Origin of the sequence: Jeongeupia naejangsanensis (genome assembly GCF_016865585.1) — a bacterium.
Lineage (GTDB): Bacteria > Pseudomonadota > Gammaproteobacteria > Burkholderiales > Chitinibacteraceae > Jeongeupia > Jeongeupia naejangsanensis.
Window position 1 is genome coordinate 852,858 of record NZ_JAESND010000001.1, and the last position, 24,442, is coordinate 877,299.

Below are 24,442 nucleotides of genomic sequence, written 5' to 3' on the forward strand. Positions count from 1 at the left end.
CGCAGGTCTTCCCCTGCTGCTGCCCTTGCCGATCTGGCGGGTAGTGGCGTCTTCCGGGCCCGACGGGTCCGTTCTTCTCCCTTCCTGAATTCTGTTCGTTCGTGACGTTCACGACGATGCCCTTGCGCGTCCGGCGCTGAGCCGGTGTGCGCCGCGTCGCCGTGCGTTCACGACCCGTCGAGCCGGGCTGCCTGCGTGCGTCCCGGTTGGGGAAGTCGTATGCGTTTTCTCAAACTGCGCGCTCTCGCGTTCCTGCAAAAGGGCCTCTCGGCCCGCCAACTGCGGCGGCTGGCGCTGCTCGACGTGCTGCGCGGCCAGGCCGTCGGCCAGTCGGTGTCGTCGCAACTGTCCGAGCGGCTGATCGCTCTCTCCCACCTTGTTCCGGCCGCTGCGCTCAAGCGCCTCGGCAGCCGCATCGACGGCCTTTGCACTGAAGAAGCCGACACCAAGCGCAAGCGCACCGGACCGAACGAGGTCGAGCACGAAAAGCCGATGCCGTGGTCGACCCATCTGTGGCTGTGCTACCGCAATCCGTTCAACCTGCTGCTGACCGTGCTGGCGCTGATCTCGGCGGCCACCGACGACATGAAGGCCACCGTCGTCATCGCGACCATGGTCGGTATCTCGACGGTGCTGCGCTTCGTGCAGGAAAAGCGCTCGAACAGCGCCGCCGACCGGCTCAAGGCCATGGTCAGCAACACCGCGACGGTACTGCGCGACGGCGCCCGGCTGGAGCTGCCGATTCATGACCTGGTGCCGGGCGACATCGTCCAGCTCTCGGCCGGCGACATGATTCCGGCCGACCTGCGCGTGCTGACCGCCAAGGACCTGTTCGTCAGCCAGGCGGCACTGACCGGCGAATCGCTGCCGGTCGAGAAATTTGCCGACCAGCCCGACCACGCCGAGCGCAATCCGCTGGCGCTGGCCAACCTGTGCTTCATGGGGACCAACGTCGTCAGCGGTTCGGCGACGGCGCTGGTGATCGGCACTGGTAACCGCACCTATTTCGGCGCACTGGCCGAGAAGGTCACCGCACAGGACCGCACGCCGACGCAGTTCCAGGCCGGCGTGAACAAGGTCAGCTGGGTGCTGATCCGCTTCATGTTCGTGATGACGCCGCTGGTGCTGTTCATCAACGGTTTCACCAAGGGCGACTGGACCGAGGCCGCGCTGTTCGCGCTGTCGATCGCCGTCGGGCTGACGCCGGAAATGCTGCCGATGATCGTCACCTCGACGCTGGCCAAGGGCGCGGTGGTGCTGAGCCGCAAGCAGGTCATCGTCAAACGGCTCGACGCGATCCAGAACTTCGGCGCGATGGACATCCTCTGCACCGACAAGACCGGCACGCTGACGCAGGACCGGATCGCGCTCGAACGCCACACCGATGCCTGGGGCGAGCGCTGCGATGCCGTGCTCGACATGGCCTACCTGAACAGCGCCTACCAGACCGGGTTGAAGAACCTGCTCGACGTCGCCGTACTCGAACACGCCGAGCTGCGGGCCGAGTTCGACACCGACCACGGCTGGGAAAAGGTCGACGAGGTGCCGTTCGATTTTGTCCGCCGCCGGATGTCGGTCGTCGTCAGACAGCGTGACGAACAGCAGCTCCTGATCTGCAAGGGCGCACTCGAAGAAGTGCTCGCCGCGTGCACGCACGTTCGTCGCGGTGACGAGACGCTGCCACTCTCGGCCGGCCTGCTGGCGCAGATCCGCGACGTTGCCGCCGGGCTGAACCGCGAGGGCCTGCGCGTCGTCGCCGTTGCCAGCAAGCCGGTGCCGCTGGACGTGACGAACTACGGCGTCGCCGACGAGCGCGAACTGGTGCTCGCCGGTTACATCGCCTTCCTCGATCCGCCAAAGGAAAGCACCGCGCCGGCGCTGAAGGCACTGAAGGCCGTAGGCATCGACGTCAAGGTACTGACCGGCGACAACGAACTGGTGACGCTCAAGGTCTGCCGCGAAGTCGGGCTGACGGTGAACGGCGTCGTGCTCGGCGACAGGATCGACGCGATGAGCGATCTGCAATTGTCCGCCGTGGCCGAGACCGCCACGGTGTTCGCCAAGCTGACACCGATGCACAAGGAGCGCATCGTCCGGCTGCTGCGCGAGCGCGGCCACGTTGTCGGCTTCATGGGCGACGGCATCAACGATGCACCGGCGCTGCGTGCCGCCGACATCGGCATCTCGGTCGATTCGGCCGTCGATATCGCCAAGGAAGCCGCCGACCTGATCCTGCTGGAAAAAAGCCTGATGGTGCTCGAGCAAGGCGTGATCGAAGGCCGCAAGACCTTCGCCAACATGCTCAAGTACATCAAGATGACCGCCAGCTCGAACTTCGGCAACGTCTTCAGCGTGCTGGTCGCCAGCGCCTTCATCCCCTTCCTGCCGATGCTGCCGATGCACCTGCTGGTGCAGAACCTGCTGTACGACATCTCGCAGATCGCCATCCCGTTCGACAACGTCGATGACGAGCTGCTGCAGAAGCCGCAACGCTGGAACCCGGACGAGCTGACGCGTTTCATGGTGTGCTTCGGGCCGATCAGCTCGATCTTCGACATCCTGACCTTCGTGCTGATGTGGAAGGTATTCGGCGCGAACTCGCCCGAACACCAGACGCTGTTCCAGTCAGGCTGGTTCGTCGTCGGACTGCTGTCGCAGACACTGATCGTCCACATGATCCGCACCCGCAAGATCCCGTTCATCCAGAGCCGCGCCGCCTGGCCGCTGCTGGCGATGACCGCGGTGATCATGGCGATCGGCATCTTTCTGCCGATGGGACCACTGGCCGGCTACTTCAAGCTGCAGGCGCTGCCGCTGGCCTACTTCCCGTGGCTGATCGGCATCCTGCTTAGCTACATGGTGCTGACGCAGTTGATCAAGGGCGTCTACGCCCGCCGCTACGGCTGGCAATAAACGCAACGCCCACAAGGCCGCTGCCGCGTCGTTGCGCCGGCTTGCCGTACCGAACGTACTGTCTGCGCCGGCACGCCTGGCGGCAGGCGCTACGCTCGGCCTTGTGAGCGCTGCGTACGCATGAAGCGCTGCGCTGCGTTTCATTCGCAGCGCCTCGCAGAGACTGTCATCAAACATCCACATAATAAGAAGGCGGCGCGCCGATGCGCGCCGTTTTCCATGGAGCCTGCCCATGCAAGCCATCATCCAGTTCAGTCTGCCAGCGCTGCTCGATTCACTGATCAGCCTCGTCACCGCCTTCGTGCTCGGTTCGGTGATCGGCTTCGAGCGCCAGTACCGGCAGCGCACCGCCGGGTTGCGCACCAATACGCTGGTCGCCGTCGGCGCGGCGATCTTCGTCGACATGGCCTACCGGCTCGACGGCAGCGGCGGCGCGGTGCGCGTCGTGGCCTACGTCGTGTCCGGCGTCGGCTTTCTCGGCGCCGGCACGATCATGAAGGAAGGCCTGAACGTACGCGGTCTGAACACCGCGGCAACGCTATGGGGCTCGGCCGCCGTCGGTGCCTGCGCCGGCGCAGACCTGATCGCCGAGGCGGTGCTCGCGGCCGGCTTCGTGATCGCGTCGAACACGCTGCTGCGCCCGGTGGTCAACCGGATCAACCGGCTGCCGATCGACGACGAACGCAGCGAAGTCACCTATCAGCTGTGCATGATCGTCGCCGACGACCGCCAGAAGCAGATGATGGTCGAACTCGAAGCGCTGCTCGAGCAGGCCGACTACCCGCTCGGCGACCTCGAGATCGAACCGTTCGGCGACGACGACGTCGAGATCACCGCGACGCTGCAGTCGACCTCGGTCGATTCGCGCGAACTCGAACGCATCATTGCCCAACTGGTCGCGCGGCCCTATGTGAAGCAGGTGTTCTGGAACGCCAGCACCACCGAGTGACCGCCTCAGCGCGGTCGGACGATGTCGGCCAGCAGCTCGTACGAACGCAACCGGTGTTCGAAGTCGAAGGTATCGGTGACGACGATCATCTCGTCGACCTGCGTCTGGTCGAGCAGCGCCTGCAGCTGGCGCGCCACCGTCTCCGGCGAGCCGATCGCCGACGCCGCCAGCCGGGCGTTGACCTGCGCGGCCTCCAGCTCGTTCCACAGGCCTTCCATGGTCTCGACCGGCGGGTCGATCGGGCCGCGCTGGTCGCGGATCATCCGCAGCCAGCGCTGCTTCATCGACGTCGCGAGGAAGCTCGCTTCGGCGTCGGTCGGCGCGGCGATCACGTTGACGCCCATCATCACGTAAGGCTCGGCCAGCTGCTTTGACGGCCGGAACGTCTGTCGGTACAGCTCGATGCCCCGCAGCAGGTAGTCCGGGGCGAAATGGCTGGCGAAGGCGAACGGCAGGCCGAGCTGGCCGGCCAGCTGCGCGCCGTACGAGCCCGAACCGAGCAGCCAGACCGGGATGTCCAGCCCTTCACCCGGAATCGCCCGCACGTGCTGTCCGGCACGACTTGGCGCCAGATAACCGCGCAGCTCGGCAACCTCGTCGGAGAACTCCTGTTCGTTGTCGACCAGATGCCGGCGCAATGCCCTTGCCGTCTGGCCGTCAGTGCCCGGCGCCCGACCAAGACCGAGGTCGATCCGGCCCGGGAACAGCGATTCCAGCGTGCCGAACTGCTCGGCAACGATCAGCGGCGCGTGGTTGGGCAGCATCACCCCGCCCGAGCCGACGCGGATCGTCCGGGTCTGCGCAGCCACATGACCGATCAGCACGCTGGTTGCGGCGCTGGCGATGCCGTCGAGGTTGTGGTGCTCGGCCAGCCAGAAGCGCGTGTAGCCGAGCCTTTCGGCCGTCTGCGCCAGCCTGGCGCTGCGGGCGAAGGCATCGGCGGCGTTGCCGCCACGGACGACGGTGGCGAGATCGAGGACGGAAAAGCGGATATCGGACAGGCGTTTCATCGTGAAGGCTCGCGGTAGGCTGGACAGGCGCTCGGCAAGAGCGGATCCGGATCAGGTGCTGGCGATGATTGCATTTTCAAGCACCAAGGCTCCGGTATCATCGCGACTCCTGACCGCAACGAGGCCACCGTGCCCTATCTCACCGCCATCACCATCATCTGGGCACTGTCGTTCAACCTGATCGGCACCTTCCTCGCCGGCCGCGTCGACGCCGATTTCGCGGTGCTGACCCGCGTGGTGCTGGCGGGTCTCGTGTTCCTGCCCTTCCTGCGCTGGCGGCAGGTCCGTCCGCCACTGCGGCTCGGCCTGATTGCCGTCGGCGCGATGCAGTTCGGCGTCACCTACCTGTGCCTGTACCGGGCGTTCCGCTTCCTGACCGTGCCCGAAGTCCTGCTGTTCACGATCTTCACGCCGATCTACATCACGCTGATCGACGATGCGATGAGCCGCCGCTTCAACCCGCGTGCATTGCTGGCGGCGCTGGTTGCCGTTGCCGGCGCGGCCATCGTCCGTTACGACGCGCTCACCGGCGACTACCTCGCCGGCTTCCTGCTGCTGCAACTGGCGAACCTGAGCTTCGCCGCCGGCCAGATCGGCTACAAGCACCTGTTGCGGCGCTACCCGAGCCCGCTGCCGCAACACGCGAGTTTCGGCCTGTTCTTCGTCGGCGCGCTCGCGGTGGCGCTGCCGTCATGGCTGCTGTTCGGCAATCTGGCCAAGCTGCCGGCGACCGAGGCGCAGTGGGCGGTACTGGTCTTTCTCGGTCTGGTGTCGACCGCACTCGGCTACTTCTGGTGGAACAAGGGTGCCTGCATGGTCGATGCCGGCCGGCTTGGCGCGATGAACAACATGCACATCCCGGTCGGCATCGCGATCAGCCTCGTCACCAGCCACCCGGAAGGCGGCATCGGCCGGATGCTGCTCGGCGGCGCGGTGATCGCCTCGTCGCTGCTGCTTGCGCCAAAGAAAAACCCCGCCTGAGCGGGGTTTGCGTTCATGAACCTGCCGCGCTCAGTCCTCGAGCGCGCTGTGGTGCGCCACCGCACCATGCTTCCAGTAGCTGGCGGCGCGGATGCGCTTCTTGTTGATGCCGTGCTCGTCGACCAGCACCTTGCGGATCGCGCCGATCACCGACAGCTCGGCCGCCGCCCAGACATAGCCTTCACCGGCGGGCAGCGCCAGCGCACGTACGGCGCCCTCCAGCCGTTGCGGAAAACCGGCGGGCTCGCCGTTGCGGTGCAGCCACGTCAGCGACACCTCGGCCTCGCTGGGCAAGGCGATCTCCTCGTCGGCATCGGCCACCTCGGCAATCACGATCGCGCGGGCGCCGACCGGCAGTTCGGCCAGCCGCCGGCCAATCGCCGGCAGTGCGGTTTCGTCGCCGATCAGCAGATACCAGTCGAAATCGTCCGACACGACGAACGAGCCTCGCGGCCCGCCGGCGCCGATCACCTGTCCCGGTGCGGCCTGCTCGGCCCAGCTGGCGGCCGGTCCGTCGCCGTGCAAGGCAAAGTCGATGACCAGCTCGCCCGCGACCGGATCGTAGCTGCTCGGCGTGTAGTCGCGCATGCTCGGCCGGATCGCGCCTTCCGGGTATTCGGGGCCGGTCTCGCTCAGCGACGGCAGGCTCGGCACAGTCTGGCCCGGTGCCGGGAAGAAGAGCTTCACGTGATCGTCGTGCGAGGCCGAGACGAAGTCCTGCAAGGACTCGCCGGCGAAGGTCACGCGCAGCATGTGCGGTGCAATCCGCTCGGTCTTCCGCACCGTGATCAGGCGCAGCTTGAGCGGGTGGCGAACTCGGGTGACGCTATGTTTTTCCTGGGTGTGCTTTTCCATTCCATGTCCTCTTCAAGCCGGGAATTCAGCGGTGGTCCATGCTCCGCTACAACAGGATTCAGTTCGGCGCATCGACAATCGCCCTCGCCGCGTCCTCGATCGCCTTCGCCGCCACGGCCACCGACACATCGCTCCAGCCGTGCTCACGCAGCAGCAAGGCCTGTTTCAGCGTCTGCATCGCCTGCACCACGCGCTCCGGCGGCAGGTGGCCGGCCATGCGACGCGCCATCAGTTCCATCCTCACAATGACGCCATCGATCGTCGCCCGGTTCGCCGCGATATAGGCCTCGCCGTCCGGCGTGACCGTATAGCGGCGCTTGCCGTCGGCATCGACTTCGCCCGCAAGCAGGCCCTGCTCGTCGAGCAGGGTCAGCGTCGGATAGATCGCACCCGGGCTGGGCGCGTAATTGCCGCCGAACTTCTCCTCGATCGCCTTGATGATCTCGTAACCGTGGCGCGGGCTTTGCGCCGTCAGCGCCAGCACGACCAGCCGCAGGTCGCCGTGATCGAACACGCGGCCACGCCGGCCGCCCCGACTTCCCATTTCGCCCCGCATGATGAACGCCTCTTCAAGATATATCTTCAGATGCATCTAAAGATATATCTTGAAGAAGTGGCTTGTCCAGCACGGACCGACAGAATGCAGAACGCCACCTGAAGGTGGCGTTGCTGTTTCAGGCGCCGACGAGGCCGTCGACCATGATCTGGCTGAAGCCCTGCGAGCAGGGCTCGACCCGCCCGCGCACGCCGTAAACCTCGGCCAGCGTCGCATCGTTGATCACCGCTGCAGGCGGCCCTTCGGCGACCAGTTGCCCGGCCTTGAGCAGCAGCGCGCGGTCGGTATGCCGTAACGCGACATTAAGATCGTGCAGCACGATCACCGTCACCATGCCGCGTGCCCGCGTCTCCTGTCGCAGCAGGTCCATGACCTGGAACTGGTGATTCAGGTCGAGCGCCGACAGCGGTTCGTCCAGCAGCAGTACTGCCGGCGCACGCACCAGCGCCTGCGCGATGCCGACCAGCTGGCGCTGGCCACCGGACAGCTCGCTCAGGTAGTGCATCGCCAGATGGCCGATATCGAGCCGGTCGAGCACCTGCAGCACTTCGGCATGATCACCGCCGCGCGCCAGCCCCACCGCCGTTGCCTGTCGGGCGACGAGGATGGATTCGAACACGCGCAGATGCACGGTCGGCGGCAGGGTCTGCGGCAGGTAGGCGATATGCCGTGCCCGCGCGGCGAAATCGCCGTAACCGAAGGTCTGGCCATCGAACATCACCCGGCCGTCACAACGGATCAGCCCGGCAATCGCCTTGAGCAGCGTCGTCTTGCCGCAGCCGTTCGGGCCGAGCAGCGCGGTGACTTCACCGGGCTGCAACGCGGCGACGTCCAGTCCGGGAATCACCTCGCGGCGGCCGTAGCGGATGCGGATGTTTTCAATCGACAAGGTGGTCATCATGCTCTCCCGCCATGGCGGAACACGATCGCCATGAACAGCGGAATCCCGACCAGCGCAGTGACGATGCCGACCGGGACGATCACGCCTGGGACGATGTTCTTCGACGCCACCGATGCGACCGACATCACGACGGCACCGACCAGCGCGCTCGCCGGCAGATAGAAGCGGTGGTCCTCGCCTACCAGGCGGCGCGCCATGTGCGGTGCGATCAGGCCGATGAAGCCGATCGTGCCGACAAAGGACACCGCCAGCGCGGTCAGCAGGCTGATGCGCGTCAGCGAACCGAGCCGCAGCCGGCGCACGTCGACGCCGAAGCTCGCGGCGCGATCCTCGCCGAGCCGCAACGCGGTCAGCCGCCAGGCATTGCGCATCGACCACGGCAGCAGCAGCGCACAGGCGGCAAACAGGGCGATCACCTTGGGCCAGGTCGCACGCGACAGGCTGCCCATCGTCCACATGATCACGCCCTGCAATGCTTCGGCCGTCGCCACGTATTTCAGCAACGCCAGCAAGGCATCAAAGCTGAAGAACAGCGCGATGCCGAACAGCACGACGCCCGAGGTGCTCATGCCGACGACGCGAGTGACGAAATCGAGCAGCCATGCCGACAGCATCGCAAAAATGAAGGCATTGACCGCGACGCTCCACTCCTGCGGCACGCCCGGAATCGTCAGGTCCAGCACCAGCGCCAGTGCGGCGCCGAAGGCCGCGGCCTGGGAGACGCCGAGCGTGAACGGGCTGGCCAGCGGGTTGTTCAAGATGGTCTGCATCTCGGCACCGGCCAGGCCCAGCGCCAGGCCGACGGCAACGGCAATCAGCGCGTACGGCAGCCGGATGTCCCAGACGATGACCGCACTGCCCGGATCGGCACCGGCCCGATCGAACAGGGCTTGCAGGACCTCGGCGACCGGCATGCCCGACGGGCCCAGCGTGAAATCGAGCAGCAGCGACGCCACGATCACCACCAGCAGCACGGCGATGATCGCGAGGCGCCGACCCAGCAGACGGTGGTAGCCGGCGACGGTGTCGGCCGGCTGAAGTACCGCGACTTCCGGTGCGCTCACTGCCCTGCGCCCTCAACCCAGAACGTCCCCTGCGGCGCCACGGCCGGCAGGAAGTCCTTGTACATCGTGTTCCACGTTGCCTGCGGATCGAGTTTGGCAAACGCGGCCGGTTGCAGCCACTTGGCAAACTGCTGCACAAGCACGACGTGATACGGCGTGTTGTAGAAGTGGTGCCACGCGCCGTAAGTCTTGCCGTTGCGCACCGCACCCAGCGCGCCCAGCTGCGCCCGGGTCGAGGTCGTCTTCAGTGCAGCACGTGCCACATCGCTGCTGACGTCCGGCCCGAGCTTCAGCCCGAGCTTGGCATCCGGCGCACCGGCACCGGTGGCGATGTATACGGCCGGATTGGTGGCGATGACTTTCTCGAGGTTCACTTCACCGATTTCGGTGCTCAGCAGACCGTCGCCGATATTGATGCCGCCGGCGGCGTCGACCATTTCGCCGAGGCTGCCCTTGCCGGCGGTGTAAATGCCATCCATCGCACCTGCGCGCAGGTCTAGGAAGGCCTTCGGGCGCTGTGCCACGGGAATGCCTTTCACCGTATCGGTCACGCGCTTCATGTTCTGTTCGTAGAAACGGATGAACTTCTCGGCCTGGGCCTCGCGTTGCAGCGCCTTGCCCATCAGACGCAGGCTGGGCACGGTGTTTTCCAGCGGCTTGAGCCGGAAATCGACGAAGATCACCGGAATCTTCGCGGCTTCGAGCTGTTTGACCAGCGGATTGTGTGCGCTTGGGCCGTGGCCGGCGAGACTGAAAACGGCGATATCCGGCTTGAGCGACACGACCTTTTCGCCACTGACCGACGCTTCGCTGGTCTTGCCGATCAGCGGGATCCTGTCGATTTCGGGGAATTTGGCGCGGTACTGGCCATACGTCTGCGGATCGAGCTGGCGGAAGTCGCCCTGCCAGCCGGCGATGCGTGCGACCGGCTTGTCGCCTTCGAGCAGTGCCAGCGAATAGAACAGCCGGCCTTCGCCGAGCAGGATGCGATCCACCTTGGCCGGCAATTCGACCTTGCGGCCGGCCAGATCGGTCACCGTCACCGCCTGCACCGGTGCAGCAAGCAAACCCGCCGCGCAGACAAGCGCGAATCCGGTGCTTTTCAGCCAACGCTGGAACATTGCTACTCCTCAACCTTTAAATGAGAATGATTCTACACCGCATTTATACGACATGCGGTCGTCGTCGGACTTGTGTCAGGTCAAGCAAGCATCAGCCGGCACGCTGACCGGCGACCCACTCCACCTGCAACGGGTTGGCACGCGTCATCAGCGCCAGATGCTCGACCAGTACCGATTGCAGCCGGGCCAGTGCTTCGTCGCTTTGCGAATCGCAATCGAAGCGCAGTTCGGTTTCGCTGGCGCTGAGCGTACAGGCGCCAAAGGCGAACTCGGCCCGACCGTGGTGTTCGTCGAACTCGACCGGGATCTTCTTGGCAAAGTGCTTGCACAACTTGAACAGGAAACGGGAAGCATCCGGCGTTGCGACACTGGCGTAGGCTGCTGGCATTGAAAGGCTCACATCAAAAAAAGGAAAAAGCCCGGGACCGGCCGGGAGGCCGGCGCCGGGCAAGAGGGATCGTTGTCGATCAGAAGCTGGCGTTGAGGCTGGCCCAGTAGCGGCGGCCTTCCTGCACCATCCAGTTGCCATCGAGACCGTCGTAGCGACCGCGATCGTCGACCGGATCGATTTCGTCGGTCACGTTGAGCACCGACAGGTTCAGCGACAGGTTCTTGCTGAAGGTGTAGGTCGCGCCGATGTCACCCGTGGTGTAGGCATCAGCCTTGCGCACGTTCATCGCGCCGTTGCGGAATGCCGCCCAGTACTGCGTGCCGGTGTAGGTGATGCGGGCAAACGTGGTCAGCTTTTCTAGCGGCGTCCAGTCCAGACGCAGGTTGGCCATGTGCTCAGGCGTCTTGTCGAGCGGACGGCCGTCGAGCGAACCACCGTCGAATGCCGGCTCGCCGCCACCCTGACGCTCGGACTTGGTGTAGGTGTAGTTGCCGCTGACCTTCCAGTCCTTCGCGAACGGCAGCGCACCGCCAAGTTCGACACCCTTGATGTTGACCTTGTCGACGTTGTCGTAGATGTAGCTGGTCAGCTTCGGGTTGTACGGATCCGGCACGCCGGTGTCGTAGCTGACGACCTTGTTCTTGAAGTCGTTGTTGTACAGCGTCAGGCTGGCGTTGGTGCCGTTCGGCGCGTCGTAGCGGATGCCGATTTCCTCGGTGACGCTGGTTTCCGGTTCGAGATCCGGGTTGCCGCACAGGGCGCCGCGTTTCTGCGTACCGCCGCCGGACGTCATGCAGTAGCCGGTTGTGGTCTGGCGCAGCGTCGGCGCCTTGAAGCCGCTGGCCGCACCGCCGCGGACGGTGATGGTGTCGGTGACCTTGTAGACGGCGTACAGGCGCGGTGTCCAGTGGCTGCCGAAGCGCTCGTCGTTGTCCATGCGCAGGCCGCCGGTCAGGCTCAGCTTGTCGGTGACGAAGTACTCGTCCTCGGCAAACAGCGCCCACACCTTGTTGCTGACCGAATCCGGGCTGGCGCGATGGCCGGCCACCGGCGATTCGTTGCCGATGTTTTCAAGCTTGTTGTTGTTGTACTGCGCACCGAGCTTGAGGATGTTGGTGTCGAACGGCAGCGTCACCAGGCCATCGAGGATGGTATTGGTGATTTCCGGATTCGACATCGACGCTTCGGGCGCGTCGCCGGAGTTCTTTTCCTTGCCGATTTCCTGGTACAGCGAGACGGTCGTCGTCCCCCAGCCCCAGCGACCATTGTGGGTAATCGCCCAGTTGGTGCGCTCGTGCTCGGTCTTGATCGCCGGATCGGTCTCGGCGATCGACTTGCCCGGGGTGTTGGTGTAGGTCAGCTCGTTGTGGCCGGCCTCGATCGTGATGTCCTGATCCTTGTTCGGCGTGATGGTCAGCTTGGCACCGTAGTTCTTGTTCCGGGTGCCATTGGCGCCTTCGGTGAAGTTCTTCGGGTAATAGATGTCGTCTTCACGACGGTTGCTGTAATCACCGTAGATCTGCAGGCCGAGCAGATCGTCCTTGAGCGGGCCGCCGAGCCAGAAGCTACCTTCGCCGGTATTGCCGTAGTTGCTGTCTTCCTGCAGCGTGCCGCCGAGCGTCACCGAGCCGTGCCACTCTTTCTGCACCTTGCGGGTGATGATGTTGATGACGCCACCCATCGCGTCCGAGCCGTACAGCGACGACATCGGGCCGCGGACCACTTCGATCCGCTCGATCGCATCCAGCGGCGGGATCTGGTAGGCCTGCACGCCACCGGTACCGCGGTTCATCGTTTCGCGGGTGTTCTGGCGCTTGCCGTCGACGAGGATCAGCGTGTACTCACCCGGCATGCCGCGAATCGAGATGTCGGTTTCGTTGGGATCGGGACCGACAACGCTGACGCCTTCGATATGGCGAACCGCATCCGACAGGCTGGTGAACGGCTGGGCTTCCAGCTGTTCGCGGGTAATCACCGAAATGCTGGCCGGTGCTTCCTTGATCTTCTGCTCGTAACCGGCGGCGGTGACAACCACCGAATCCAGCAGCGTTTCGTTGTCGGCGGCCATCGCCGGCGCAGCCACCCACAGGGCGGACACGATCAGCGGGATCGGGAGGGACTTGAACGGGGGAATCATCTTCACACTCTCTGCAGCACTTTGTAATTGTTTTGGCGATATGGCCCCATGCCATTCGCACACTCAAATGAGAATGATTTGCATTTGAGATTATTGGCGCATAGTATTCCACAGGTTCGTATAACAAGCGTTTGAGAAAAATCAGAAAAAACTTTGCGAACACACAGTCAGGGAATGAGGAAAAACCACAAATGCAAGTCGCCCAACATTTCGAACCGATGCCGCTCCGCGACGGCCTGATGCTGACGCGCACCGATGCGCCGGTGCTGCAAAAGCGCGATCTCGGCTGCACCGGCGCGGAAGCCGAGCTCGATTGCGGGCTCAATCTCGCGCTGTTCCTCGCCGGCAGCGCCGATGTCTCTTACGGCAAGCGGCGCCTGCAGCTGGGTTCGCAATGCGACCCGGCCGGCCGGCTCGTCAACGAGGCCGCGCTCGTTTCGGTCGCGCAGCCCGATGTATTCACCCGCCGCGCCACCGACAGCACCATCGAGCGCAAGGTCAGCCTGACGCTGAGCCGAGAGTGGCTCGATTCGAGCGGCCTGCTCGACAGCGACGAACACGAGGCGCTGCGGCAGTTCTGCGGCTGCCACCTGTCGGTGCAACGCTGGCGGCCGTCGGCAAGGCAGATTGCGCTTGCCGAAGCGATGCTGCGTCCGCCGACGTACGCGCCGCTGCTGGAAAAGCTCTATCTGGAAAGCAAGGCCATCGAGCTTGTGGTCCAGACGCTGGCGCAGATCTCCGCCCCGCCGACACCGGGCCTGCGCCCGCGCGAAATGCGCCAGATGCAGGCGCTGCGCGATTACCTGGACAGCGGCGCGGCCGACGCGCATTCGCTCGACGATCTGGCTCGCCATGTCGGACTCAACGTCAACGCGATGCAGCAGCGCTTCAAGCTACTGTTCGGCCACACGGTATTCGACTACCTGCGGCTTCGCCGGCTGCTAGCGGCCCGCGAGGCGCTGGAACGCGACGGCATCAGCGTTGCCGAAGCCGCCGATCTGGCCGGCTATACCAGCGCCGCCAACTTTGCCACGGCCTTCAAGCGCCGTTTCGGCATGACGCCCAAAGCCGCGCGCCTGCGCTGAACGATCGAGCCACTATGCTGAAGCACCATTTTTTCGCCGCGCTGCTGGTCTGCACGTCCATGATGCCCACCTTTGCCGACGACCTGTTTCCGGCACCACGCCCGCTGGCGGCTGCCAATGCCGTGCAGTACGACGTCAAGGCCAAAAGCAACGGCCTTGCCTACCGGATTTTCGTCGCCACGCCACTGGCGCCACCGCCCCCCGGTGGCTACCGCGTCCTTTATGTGCTCGACGGCAACGCCCACTTTCCCATTGCGGCCGGTGCCGCGCGGATGCAGCGCCCGCTGCAGGACGTCCTCGTCGTCGGCATCGGTTACCCGACCGACCAACCCTTCGACAGCGACCGGCGCTACTACGACCTGACCTCCGATGTGCCCGACGAGCGTGTCCCGAAGAAGTTCGACCGCCCCCCCAGAACCGGCGGTCGCGAATTCTTCGCCGACTTCCTGCAACAGCAGGTCATGCCTGCGATCGCGGCACGCTACCCGGTCGACACCAGCAGCCAGGCGCTGTTCGGCCACTCGCTCGGCGGCCTGTTCACGCTGCATCTGCGCTTTACCCGTCCAGCCCTGTTCGCCAGCTATATCGCGGCCAGCCCCTCGGTCTGGTGGGACGAGCGCGCCATCGTGACCGAGGCCAAGAGCTACGCGGCCGGCAAGACCAAGGATGCGGCCCGGGTGCTGGTCACCGTCGGCGGTCGGGAAAACCAGTTCAACATGGCCAGTGAAGCTGCGGCACTTGCACAGCGGCTGGCCGCCGTCCCTGGCGCCGGCGAACGCGTGGTCTTCCAGCAGTTCGACGGCGAAGACCACGGTTCGGTCGTGCCGACGAGCCTCGGCCGTGCGCTGCGCTTTGCCTTCTACCCGACCTCGCCGGCCACCGACACGACCGCCGGCCGCTAGTCACCACCGGCGCACATTGTCGGGACGCGGCCTCTGCCGCTAACATAAGCGTCCCTTTACAGCTCGAGGAGTGACGGGCCACGGCCCCTCACCATATGGACATTCCCAGTAGCAGCTTCGCATACGCTTATCCCCTTTCCAGTTCCCGCCAGTCCGGACGTACCGCCGGGCTGACGCCAAGCCGGGCCTTCAGCCCGTCCGGCCGGGAGCGCTGAAATGGAAATCCTGCTGCTGCTGGGCCTGATCCTGCTGAACGGCCTGTTCGCGATGTCCGAAATCGCCCTCGTCACCGCGCGCAAGGCGCGGCTGATGAAGCTGGCCGCCGACGGTGACGCCGCCGCCTCGACGGCACTGCGCCTCGGCGAAGACCCCACCCGTTTCCTCTCGACCATCCAGATCGGCATCACCTCGATCGGCATCCTCAACGGGATCGTCGGCGAATCGGTGCTGGCCGCGCCGCTGTCGGCATGGCTGCAGACGTTCGATCTGCCCGAAAAGACCACCAGCGTGTTTTCGACCGCACTGGTCGTCGTGGTCATCACTTATGTGTCGATCATCGTCGGCGAGCTCGTTCCCAAGCGGCTGGGCCAGATGAACCCGGAAGCCATCGCCCGCCTCGTCGCACGGCCGATGCAGTGGCTGGCGACGCTGACTCGTCCCTTCGTCTACCTGCTCAGCGTCTCGACGCACACCATCCTGCGCCTGCTCGGCGTCAAGCAGAACGGCAACCAGGGCGTGACCGAAGAGGAAATCCAGGCCCTGCTCGAGGAAGGCTCGGAATCGGGCGTGATCGAGCAGCACCAGCACGAGATGGTGCGCAACGTGTTCCGTCTCGACGACCGCCAGCTCGGCTCGCTGATGATTCCGCGTTCGGACATCGTCTACCTCGACCTGAACCTGCCGCTGGCGGACAACCTGAAGCGCATCTCGGAATCCGAGTACTCGCGCTTCCCGGTCTGCAAGGGCGGGCTCGACGAGATCCTCGGCGTGCTGCACACCAAGCAGGTGCTGGCCTACACGCTGCGCGGCGAGCAGCCCGACCTTTCGGCTGACCTCGTGCCCTGCGTCTACGTACCCGAGACGCTGACCGGCATGGAGTTGCTCGACAATTTCCGCGCCAACAACATGCAGATGGTGTTCGTGCTCGACGAATACGGCGAGATCGAGGGGCTGGTCACGCTGCACGACCTGCTCGAAGCGGTGACCGGCGAGTTTCAGTCCGGCAATGCCGACGATGCCTGGGCGGTGCAGCGCGCCGACGGCTCGTGGCTGCTCGACGGCATGATCCCGATTCCGGAACTCAAGGACCGGCTCGACCTGAAAACGGCACCGGAAGAATCCAAGGGCCGCTACCACACGCTGTCGGGCATGATCATGCTGCTGCTCGGCCACGTCCCCGCGACCGCCGACTTCGTCGAATGGGACGGCTGGCGATTCGAGGTCGTCGACATGGACGGCAAGCGCATCGACAAGGTGCTCGCCGAAGCGATCGACACCGGCGAGGACACCCCGCAGGACGACGGCTGACGCAAGCGGCGTCACCCGGCACGCCCATCGCCCGTAAAACCGGCTGCCTTTCCCGCCGGAATTCGCGGCGAAGCGGCGAGGCCGGGCATGCGCCGCAAAGCGGGCGTCATCCCGGCCGAGAGCCAACTCACAGACAGCGCGCCAACAGGGCTTGCGGCTGCCGGACGGGGTGAGCGCTGTGGTACACTTTGCGGCCTTGTCGATCGCGTCGCGCATCGCGGACTTCCACCGCTTCGGGCCTGCATCCGCCACGTTTTCCCGCGTGCCGCCCGCCCTGCCGCCGCCCTCGCACCCTCTTTGAATTCCAGGCGCCGCCCCGCTTGCGCCGCGGCAGCCTGTTTCGGGCCGTCCCGGCCCTGCGCACTGGAAACCATGTCTCAAGAATCGCTCCCGCCAGACGCCGAACCGGATCTCGCCACCCAAGGCAACGGGCATCCGGGCCACACCCGTTTCATCAAGACCCTGTCGTGGATTTTCGCGACGCTGATCGTGCTGCTCATGGCCTTGCCCGGCGGCCCGCTTTTCGTGCTGTTCGGCCACGTTGGCTGGCTGCTGGCGTTGCCGATCGCAAGGCTGGCATGGCGCAGCCGCTGGCCCTTGCAGGGCGAGCCGCGCCCGGGCCGTGCGCTGCGGATCGGCGGTGCCGCGCTGCTGTTCGTCACGCTGGTCCTTGCCGACTACCTGGCCGGTGACAACGGCCTGCCGCATGTCGGTCAATGGCTGCTCGGCAGCCTTGGCCTTGCACCGGGCAGCACCGTTGCGGCCATCGTGACGCTGCTGGTCGGCTTCGGCGTGGGTATCCCGCTGGCCACGCAACACCACTGGCCGGCACTGTTCGGCGCCAGTGGCGAGGCCGTGCGCGAAGGCATTCCGGCACTGCGGGACTTCCACCCGTTCGAGCGGCTGGCGAACTGGTGGCGAGATCTGCGCGACACGCCGTACTACAGCACGCCGAAAGAGACCGACCCCGAGCCAGAAATCGACAACGACGAACCCTTCGACACGGACGACTACGCCGACAGCACGCCGTCGATCGGCCTGCGGGAAACGACGTCGAAAATGCTCAGCAGCGCCGGCAACGCCGCGTCACAGCTGCTGCCGACCGAGCGCATTTCCGGCTGGTGGCGCACGACGCAGGAGCGCCGGGCCGAAGCCAAGGCCCGTCAGGCGGAACAGGCTGCACGTGATGCCGAGGAAGCGGCCGAAAGCTACACCGAGCCTTCGCCCGTATTCAGCGTCACCGAAACACCGGCTCGCGATATCTCCGCCCGGATCGAACCCGTCGTTCAGCGCGTGCAGGCCGCAACCGCATTCGACGAAGACGACACGACCGTTCGACGTTCGCGCGCAGCACCACCGCCGCCGATGCCGGCCAGCGAAGCGCCCGCGCCCCGTCCCCTCGACCACCGTACCGCCTCTCCCGTCGTGCAACGGCGTGCCGAGCCAGCAGTACGCACGCCCATGGCTGCGCCAGCCGTCCCTCCGCCGCGCACCAGCCGCGAGCTGCCCGTCATCGGCCCGCAGCAGGTGATGGACAACCTGCAACGCGTCTACCGCAATCGCGCCGCCCGGCCGACCCCCGCCGCGCCCGCGGTCATGCCGGTCCTCGGTGCCGACGAAGTGCGCGCGCGTCTGCGCGAAATCCATGGCGAGCGAGCGCCGGCGCCTTCCAGCATGTCTGCGCGCCCCACCCAGCCGGCCGAGCTCAATACCCGCACGCTGCGGATGCAGGCCGATCAGGCCTTGCGCGCCACCGGCCGCGTCGTGCCACAACCGATCCAGCGCCCGGCCACCGCACCGGCAACCGCACAGCCACGGGTCACCACCCGCCCTTTTCCGAGCAAGCCCGCCGCGACCGCGAGCCTGAAGCCTCCAGCACCGGTCGCCCCAACCCCGGCCGTCGCCACAATCACGCCTGAGCCACAAGCTGTCGCGGCACCGGCAGCCGAGCTGCCGCCGATCGAATGGACCATGGCGCCTGCCGCACCGGAACAACCGCTGACCATGCCGGCCAGCGAACCCGTCGTTGAACCGGTTATCGATCCGCAGCCGGTCACGTCGGCGTCAGTGGCCACTGAGCCCCTTGCCGAGCCAATCGGATCCGTTGCCGTGGCCGAACACGTCGCCGTGATACCTGCGGAGGCTGCACCAGCCGAGGTATTCGCCGTCGCCCCTGCGCTGCCCGACGAACCGATCGCGGTCGCAGCCGAAACCGACTTCGCAACTACAGCCGTCAGCGTCATCGCGCCTGCCGCGCCGAGCGAGCCGGTTGCACACCCGACAGTAGCCGCGGCCTCCGCCCCGACCTTTGCACCTGCACCTGCACCTGCACCTGCACCTGCACCTGCACCTGCACCTGCACCTGCACCGCAATCAGCATGGCAGTCCTCGCCGGCTACCCTCGAGTGGGATGACGAACCCAGCGTATTGCCTGCACCGGTCGCACAGCCCGAACCGGTCATTTCCGCTCCGCGCACGCCTGCACCGATCCGTCACTACGACGACAGCGAGCTGCCACCGGTCTCCCTGCTGCAACCGGCAACCAGCGCGGTGCAGACGGTGTCGGAAGAGGAGCTGCTCGAACGCGGCATCCTGATCGAGGAGCGGCTGGCCGAATTCAAGGTCAAGGTCGCCGTCGTCGACGCCTACGCCGGCCCGGTGATCACGCGTTTCGAGGTCGAACCGGCCGTCGGCGTGCGTGGCGCGCAGATCGTCAACCTGATGAAGGATCTGGCGCGCGCGCTCGGTCTGGCATCGATCCGCGTCGTCGAGACGATCCCGGGCAAGACCTGCATGGGACTCGAGCTGCCGAATCCGACCCGGCAAATGATCCGCCTGTCCGAAGTGTTCAACGACCCGGTGTTCACCGAGTCGGGCTCGAAACTGACGATGGCACTGGGCAAGGACATCACCGGCCAGCCGGTCGTCACCGACCTCGCCAAGGCCCCGCACATGCTCGTCGCCGGCACCACCGGCTCGGGCAAGTCGGTCGGCGTCAACGCGATGATCCTGTCACTGCTGTACAAGGCGACGCCGGAAGAAGTGCGCTTCATCATGGTCGACCCGAAGATGCTCGAGCTGTCGGTCTACGACGGCATTCCGCACCTGCTGGCACCGGTGGTCACCGACATGAAGCTCGCCGCCAACGCGCTGAACTGGTGCGTCGCCGAGATGGAAAAGCGCTACCGGCTGATGAGCCACTTCGGCGTACGCAACCTTGCCGGCTTCAACCAGAAGGTCAAGGAGGCCGAAAAGGCCGGTCAGAAACTGACCAATCCGTTCACGCTGACGCCGGACAACCCCGAGCCGGTCGAGCACCTGCCGTTCATCGTCGTCGTCGTCGACGAATTCGCCGACCTGATGATGGTCGCCGGCAAGAAGATCGAGGAACTGATCGCCCGACTGGCGCAGAAGGCCCGTGCTGCCGGCATCCATTTGATTCTGGCGACGCAGCGGCCGTCGGTCGACGTGATCACCGGCCTGATCAAGGCCAACATCCCGACCCGGCTGGCGTTCCAGGTGTCGAGCAAGATCGACAGCCGCACCATCCTCGACCAGATGGGCGCCGAAGCGCTACTCGGCCAAGGCGACATGCTGTTCCTGCCGCCGGGTACCGGCTACCCGCAGCGCATCCACGGCGCCTTCGTCGCCGACGACGAGGTGCACAAGGTGGTCGAATACCTGAAGGACAAGTTCGGCGAGCCCGACTACATCGACGGCGTGCTCAACGGCGGCTTCGATGCCGAAGCGGCCGGCAACGCCGGCGGCGGCAACAGCGACGCCGAAGCCGATCCGTTGTACGACGAAGCGGTCGCCTTCGTACTGCAATCTCGCCGCGCGTCGATCTCGGCCGTCCAGCGTTCGCTGCGCATCGGCTACAACCGCGCAGCGCGGCTGATCGAAAGCATGGAAGCCGCCGGCCTCGTCAGCGGCATGGAAACCAACGGTAACCGCACCGTGCTGGCGCCGCCCTCCGAATGAGCCGCGAAACGCTGCCCGAGCTGTACCGCGACGATGCGCTGATCGCGGTCCACAAACCCTCGGGCCTGCTCGTGCACCGGTCGATGATCGACCGGCACGAGACCCGTTTCGCGATGCAGATCGTCCGTGACCAGATCGGCCGGCGCGTCTACCCGGTGCACCGGCTCGACAAGGGCACATCCGGCACGCTGATGTTCGCGCTCGACCCGGACACCGCCAAACTGCTGACCGCAGCGTTCGAGACGCGTGCGATCGAGAAGGACTACCTCGCCGTGGTTCGTGGCTGGCTGCCCGAGGCCGGTACCGTCGATCACCCGCTGACGCGGCTGGTCGACGCCTACGAATTTGCCGGCGAAGCAAGCGCAACCGACGCGCAGGATGCAGTCACCGACTACCGCCGGCTGGCAACGATCGAGCTGCCGGTCGCCATCGACCGCTACCCGACCAGCCGCTACTCGCTGGCGGCGCTGGCACCGCTCACCGGCCGGCGCCACCAGCTGCGCCGGCATCTGAAGCACCTGAGCCACCCGATCATCGGCGACGCGACCTACGGCAAGGGCCGGCACAACCGGATGTTTGCCGAGCGCTTCGGCGTCGGCCGGATGCTGCTCGCCTGCACCGGGTTGCGCCTCGCACATCCGCACACTGGCGCAGCGCTCGATCTGGCCTGCCCGCTGGCGGCCGACATGCAGGGCGTGATCGATGCACTGGGTTGGGCCAACGCGCCACATCGCCGATAACCGCAATCCCGCCGCCGCAATCCGGCGCTAGAATGCACCTTGGCTGTGCACTCCCGGCACCCGCGCGGAACCCACCCCGTCCCGCACCACCGCCCATCACCCCAAGGGCGATCCGCCGGCAGGCCCTATCCCGACCCGTTGTCGCGCAGCCGTTTTCAACGACTACGGCTTCCATTCCATGACTACCGCACAACCGGCCCACCGGCCGCTCAACCGCGACGACCTGCGCACACTGACGCTGTCCGCCCTTGGCGGCGCGCTCGAATTCTACGACTTCGTCATCTACGTCTTCTTCGCCGCCGTCATCGGCACGCTGTTCTTCCCGCCGGACATGCCGGACTGGCTGCGGCTGCTGCAGACCTTCGGCATCTTTGCTGCCGGTTATCTGGCGCGCCCGCTCGGCGGGATCATCATCGCCCACTTCGGCGACAAGCTCGGCCGCAAGAAGATGTTCACGCTGTCGATCTTCCTGATGGCGGTACCGACGCTGGCGATCGGCCTGATGCCGACGTACGCGAGCATCGGCATCGCCGCGCCGCTGCTGCTGTTGCTGTTCCGCGTGATGCAGGGTGCGGCGATCGGTGGCGAAGTCCCTGGTGCCTGGGTGTTCGTTGCCGAACACGCGCCGGTCAACCGCACCGGCGTTGCCGTCGGCACGCTGACCGCCGGGCTGACCGCCGGCATCCTGCTCGGCTCATTGGTAGCCACCGCGATCAACACCCGCTACAGCCCGGAAGACGTCGCCGGCTACGCGTGGCGGATTCCGTTCATCCTCGGCGGCGTGTTCGGCTTCTTCGCCGTCTACCTGCGCCGTTTCCTCGAGGAAACGCCGATTTTCAAGGAGCTGCACGCCCAGCGCGCGATTGCCGACGAACTGCCGCTGAAGGCCACGCTGCGCAACCACATCGGCGCCGTTGTCGTGTCGATGCTGCTGACCTGGGTGCTGTCGGCGGCCATCGTCGTCGTCATCCTGTTCACGCCGACGTATCTGCAGAAGGTCCACCACATCGTGCCGGCGCTGGCACTGCAGGCCAACAGTCTGGCGACGCTGGCGCTGACGCTCGGCTGCATCGTTTTCGGTGCGGCAGCAGACCGTTTCGGCGCACGCGCCACGATGATCGTCGGCTTCATCGGCCTGCTGGCCAGCAGCTACCACTTCTACACCGGCCTGCCCGGCGATGCCGGCAGCCTGCTGTTCAGTTACGGGCTGACCGGTTTCTTCGTCGGTGCCATCGCCACGGTGCCCTTCGTCGCCGTTCGTGCCTTCCCGGCGGCGGTGCGCTTCACCGGGCTTTCGTTCTCGTACAACGTTGCCTACGCGATCTTCGGCGGCCTGACGCCGATGCTGCTGACGCTGTGGCTGCAGAAGGATCCGCTGGCGCCGGGCCATTACGTGGCCGCGCTGGCGGTGCTCGGCGTCGCGCTGGCCTTCGTGCCACTTGCCGCCCGCCGCCATTCGGTTGCCCCCACGCTCGCGCAGGCCTGAACCGGCCCGCCCCCGCAGAAAAGCCCGGCCTCCGCCGGGCTTTTTGTCGGCCTGCGTACGCGCGCTTTGGTAGAATCGCGCCATTCCAACCGATTGGCGACAAGCAATGGCCCAGTATGTGATGTCGATGCTCCGCGTGAGCAAGATCGTTCCGCCCAAGCGGCAGATCATCAAGGACATTTCCCTCTCCTTCTTCCCCGGCGCAAAGATCGGCCTTCTGGGCCTGAACGGTGCCGGCAAATCGACCGTGCTGCGCATCATGGCCGGTGCGGACAAGGAATACGACGGCGAAGTCCAGCACCTTGCCGGCGTGAAGATCGGCTACCTCGAGCAGGAACCGAAGCTCAACAACGATGCAACCGTGCGCGAAGAAGTCGAGTCCGGCATGGGCGAAGTGATGGCCGCGCAGAAGCGCCTCGAAGAGGTCTATGCCGAGTACGCGCTGGAAGACGCCGACTTCGACGCACTGGCCGAAGAACAGGGCCGCCTCGAAGCGATCATTTCGGCTGGCGCCGGCGACAACACCGAACTGCAGCTCGAACTCGCCGCCGACGCGCTGCGCCTGCCGCCGTGGGATGCCAAGATCGGCAACCTCTCCGGTGGTGAAAAGCGCCGCGTCGCACTGTGCAAGCTGCTGCTTTCGAAGCCGGACATGCTGCTGCTCGACGAACCGACCAACCACCTCGACGCCGAATCGGTCGAATGGCTGGAGCAGTTCCTCGTGCGCTTCCCGGGCACCGTGGTCGCCGTGACCCACGATCGCTACTTCCTCGACAACGCCGCCGAATGGATTCTGGAACTCGACCGCGGCGAAGGCATTCCGTGGAAGGGCAACTACTCGAGCTGGCTCGAGCAGAAGGAAGCCCGCCTCGAGCAGGAAGCCAAGTCCGAAGGCGCCCGCATGAAGGCGATGAAGCAGGAGCTCGAATGGGTGCGTCAGAACCCGAAAGGCCGTCAGGCCAAGTCGAAGGCGCGGATCGCCCGCTTCGAGGAGCTCTCGTCGTACGAACACCAGAAGCGCAACGAAACGCAGGAAATCTTCATTCCGGTGGCCGAGCGTCTCGGCGATCGCGTGATCGAGTTCAAGGGTGTCTCGAAGAGCTTCGGCGATCGTCTGCTGATGGACAACTTCAGCTTCAACGCTCCGGCTGGCGCCATCGTCGGCATCATCGGTCCGAACGGCGCCGGTAAGTCGACGCTGTTCAAGATGATCGCCGGCAAGGAACAGCCGGATTCGGGCGAGATCGATATCGGCCAGACCGTGCAGATGGCCTTCGTCGAACAAAGCCGCGAAGGGCTGGAAGGCGACAAGACCGTATTCGACGACGTCTCGGGCGGCAACGACATCCTCAACGTCGGCAAGTTCGAGATGAGCAGCCGCGCGTATCTGGGCCGCTTCAACTTCAAGGGTGGCGACCAGCAGAAGAAGGTCGGCATGCTGTCGGGCGGTGAACGTGGTCGTCTGCATCTGGCCAAGACGCTGCTGCAGGGCGGCAACGTGCTCTTCCTTGACGAACCGTCCAACGACCTCGACGTCGAAACCCTGCGCGCGCTTGAAGACGCGCTGCTCGAGTTCGCCGGCACCGTGTTCGTGATCTCGCACGATCGCTGGTTCCTCGACCGGATCGCCACGCACATCATCGCCGCCGAAGGCGATTCGCAGTGGACGTTCTTCGACGGCAACTATCAGGAATACGAAGCCGACAAGCGCAAGCGTCTCGGCGAAGAAGGCGCGAAGCCGAAGCGGATCCGCTACAAGCCGGTCACGCGCTAAGAACGGATGGCGGTCAGCGGATGCCGACCGCCTGCCAACCGGGCTTGCATTGCAACCCGCACAACGGGC

Annotated in this window: 18 protein-coding genes; 10 read left to right on the forward strand and 8 right to left on the reverse strand. The window is 65.6% G+C overall.

Translation table 11 applies throughout. The features are described 5' to 3' along the window. Window positions 1-219: 219 nt before the first annotated feature. Both mgtA and JMJ54_RS04160 read left to right on the forward strand, forming a co-directional pair. On the forward strand, window positions 220-2,913 hold the full coding sequence (gene mgtA / locus JMJ54_RS04155; RefSeq protein WP_203536667.1) for a magnesium-translocating P-type ATPase: 2,694 nt from the start codon (window positions 220-222) through the stop codon (window positions 2,911-2,913). 232 nt (window positions 2,914-3,145) lie between these two features. Next, window positions 3,146-3,862, forward strand: coding sequence for an MgtC/SapB family protein (locus JMJ54_RS04160; RefSeq protein ID WP_203536668.1), 717 nt, complete (start codon window positions 3,146-3,148; stop codon window positions 3,860-3,862). 5 nt (window positions 3,863-3,867) lie between these two features. On the opposite strand, the gene JMJ54_RS04165 is transcribed toward JMJ54_RS04160, so the two are convergent. Continuing rightward, window positions 3,868-4,872 carry an LLM class flavin-dependent oxidoreductase gene (locus JMJ54_RS04165; RefSeq protein ID WP_203536669.1) on the reverse strand — a complete coding sequence of 335 codons (1,005 nt, stop codon included), beginning with the start codon at window positions 4,870-4,872 and terminating at the stop codon, window positions 3,868-3,870. A gap of 129 nt (window positions 4,873-5,001) precedes the next feature. Here JMJ54_RS04165 and JMJ54_RS19500 point away from each other — a divergent pair, with 129 nt between their 5' ends. Beyond that, complete coding sequence (locus JMJ54_RS19500) at window positions 5,002-5,853, forward strand: EamA family transporter (RefSeq protein WP_203536670.1); 852 nt, start codon at window positions 5,002-5,004, stop codon at window positions 5,851-5,853. A gap of 30 nt (window positions 5,854-5,883) precedes the next feature. Here JMJ54_RS19500 and JMJ54_RS04175 read toward each other — a convergent pair whose 3' ends face one another. The 7 genes from JMJ54_RS04175 to JMJ54_RS04205 form a co-directional block, all read right to left on the reverse strand. Then, window positions 5,884-6,708, reverse strand: coding sequence for a siderophore-interacting protein (locus JMJ54_RS04175; RefSeq protein ID WP_203536671.1), 825 nt, complete (start codon window positions 6,706-6,708; stop codon window positions 5,884-5,886). 58 nt (window positions 6,709-6,766) lie between these two features. Then, window positions 6,767-7,300, reverse strand: coding sequence for a PadR family transcriptional regulator (locus JMJ54_RS04180; RefSeq protein WP_203536672.1), 534 nt, complete (start codon window positions 7,298-7,300; stop codon window positions 6,767-6,769). Between the two features lie 82 nt (window positions 7,301-7,382). Continuing rightward, window positions 7,383-8,162: an ABC transporter ATP-binding protein gene (locus JMJ54_RS04185; protein ID WP_203536673.1), complete on the reverse strand. Its 780-nt coding sequence runs from the start codon at window positions 8,160-8,162 to the stop codon at window positions 7,383-7,385. After that, complete coding sequence (locus JMJ54_RS04190; protein WP_203536674.1) at window positions 8,162-9,229, reverse strand: FecCD family ABC transporter permease; 1,068 nt, start codon at window positions 9,227-9,229, stop codon at window positions 8,162-8,164. Before JMJ54_RS04190 ends, JMJ54_RS04185 begins: the two co-directional genes overlap by 1 nt. Then, window positions 9,226-10,350, reverse strand: a complete 1,125-nt coding sequence (locus tag JMJ54_RS04195) for an ABC transporter substrate-binding protein (RefSeq protein WP_203536675.1) — start codon at window positions 10,348-10,350, stop codon at window positions 9,226-9,228. The genes JMJ54_RS04190 and JMJ54_RS04195 overlap by 4 nt, the downstream gene beginning before the upstream one ends. Before the next feature lie 91 nt (window positions 10,351-10,441). Further along, entirely contained in the window at window positions 10,442-10,738 is a 297-nt protein-coding gene (locus JMJ54_RS04200; protein WP_203536676.1) for a DUF2218 domain-containing protein, read from the reverse strand. A 79-nt stretch (window positions 10,739-10,817) separates the two neighbouring features. Next, a complete protein-coding gene (locus JMJ54_RS04205) occupies window positions 10,818-12,878 on the reverse strand; it encodes a TonB-dependent receptor domain-containing protein (RefSeq protein WP_238999900.1) in 2,061 nt (686 codons plus the stop codon). Between the two features lie 191 nt (window positions 12,879-13,069). Between JMJ54_RS04205 and JMJ54_RS04210 the strand changes: the two genes are divergently transcribed. The 7 genes from JMJ54_RS04210 (at window position 13,070) to ettA (ending at window position 24,373) form a co-directional block, all read left to right on the forward strand. Then, window positions 13,070-13,963, forward strand: coding sequence for a helix-turn-helix transcriptional regulator (locus tag JMJ54_RS04210; protein WP_203536678.1), 894 nt, complete (start codon window positions 13,070-13,072; stop codon window positions 13,961-13,963). 14 nt (window positions 13,964-13,977) lie between these two features. Continuing rightward, window positions 13,978-14,865, forward strand: a complete 888-nt coding sequence (locus JMJ54_RS04215; RefSeq protein ID WP_203536679.1) for an alpha/beta hydrolase — start codon at window positions 13,978-13,980, stop codon at window positions 14,863-14,865. Between the two features lie 216 nt (window positions 14,866-15,081). Further along, a complete protein-coding gene (locus tag JMJ54_RS04220) occupies window positions 15,082-16,392 on the forward strand; it encodes a hemolysin family protein (protein WP_203536680.1) in 1,311 nt (436 codons plus the stop codon). A gap of 372 nt (window positions 16,393-16,764) precedes the next feature. Further along, window positions 16,765-20,373: an FtsK/SpoIIIE family DNA translocase gene (locus JMJ54_RS19100; RefSeq protein ID WP_275411036.1), complete on the forward strand. Its 3,609-nt coding sequence runs from the start codon at window positions 16,765-16,767 to the stop codon at window positions 20,371-20,373. Then, the gene (locus JMJ54_RS04230; RefSeq protein WP_203536681.1) at window positions 20,370-21,113 is read left to right on the forward strand and encodes a pseudouridine synthase; all 744 of its coding nucleotides are present in this window, start codon (window positions 20,370-20,372) and stop codon (window positions 21,111-21,113) included. Before JMJ54_RS19100 ends, JMJ54_RS04230 begins: the two co-directional genes overlap by 4 nt. Before the next feature lie 178 nt (window positions 21,114-21,291). Then, on the forward strand, window positions 21,292-22,599 hold the full coding sequence (locus JMJ54_RS04235) for an MFS transporter (RefSeq protein ID WP_203536682.1): 1,308 nt from the start codon (window positions 21,292-21,294) through the stop codon (window positions 22,597-22,599). Between the two features lie 106 nt (window positions 22,600-22,705). After that, on the forward strand, window positions 22,706-24,373 hold the full coding sequence (ettA, locus tag JMJ54_RS04240) for an energy-dependent translational throttle protein EttA (RefSeq protein ID WP_203536683.1): 1,668 nt from the start codon (window positions 22,706-22,708) through the stop codon (window positions 24,371-24,373). Window positions 24,374-24,442 lie beyond the last annotated feature (69 nt).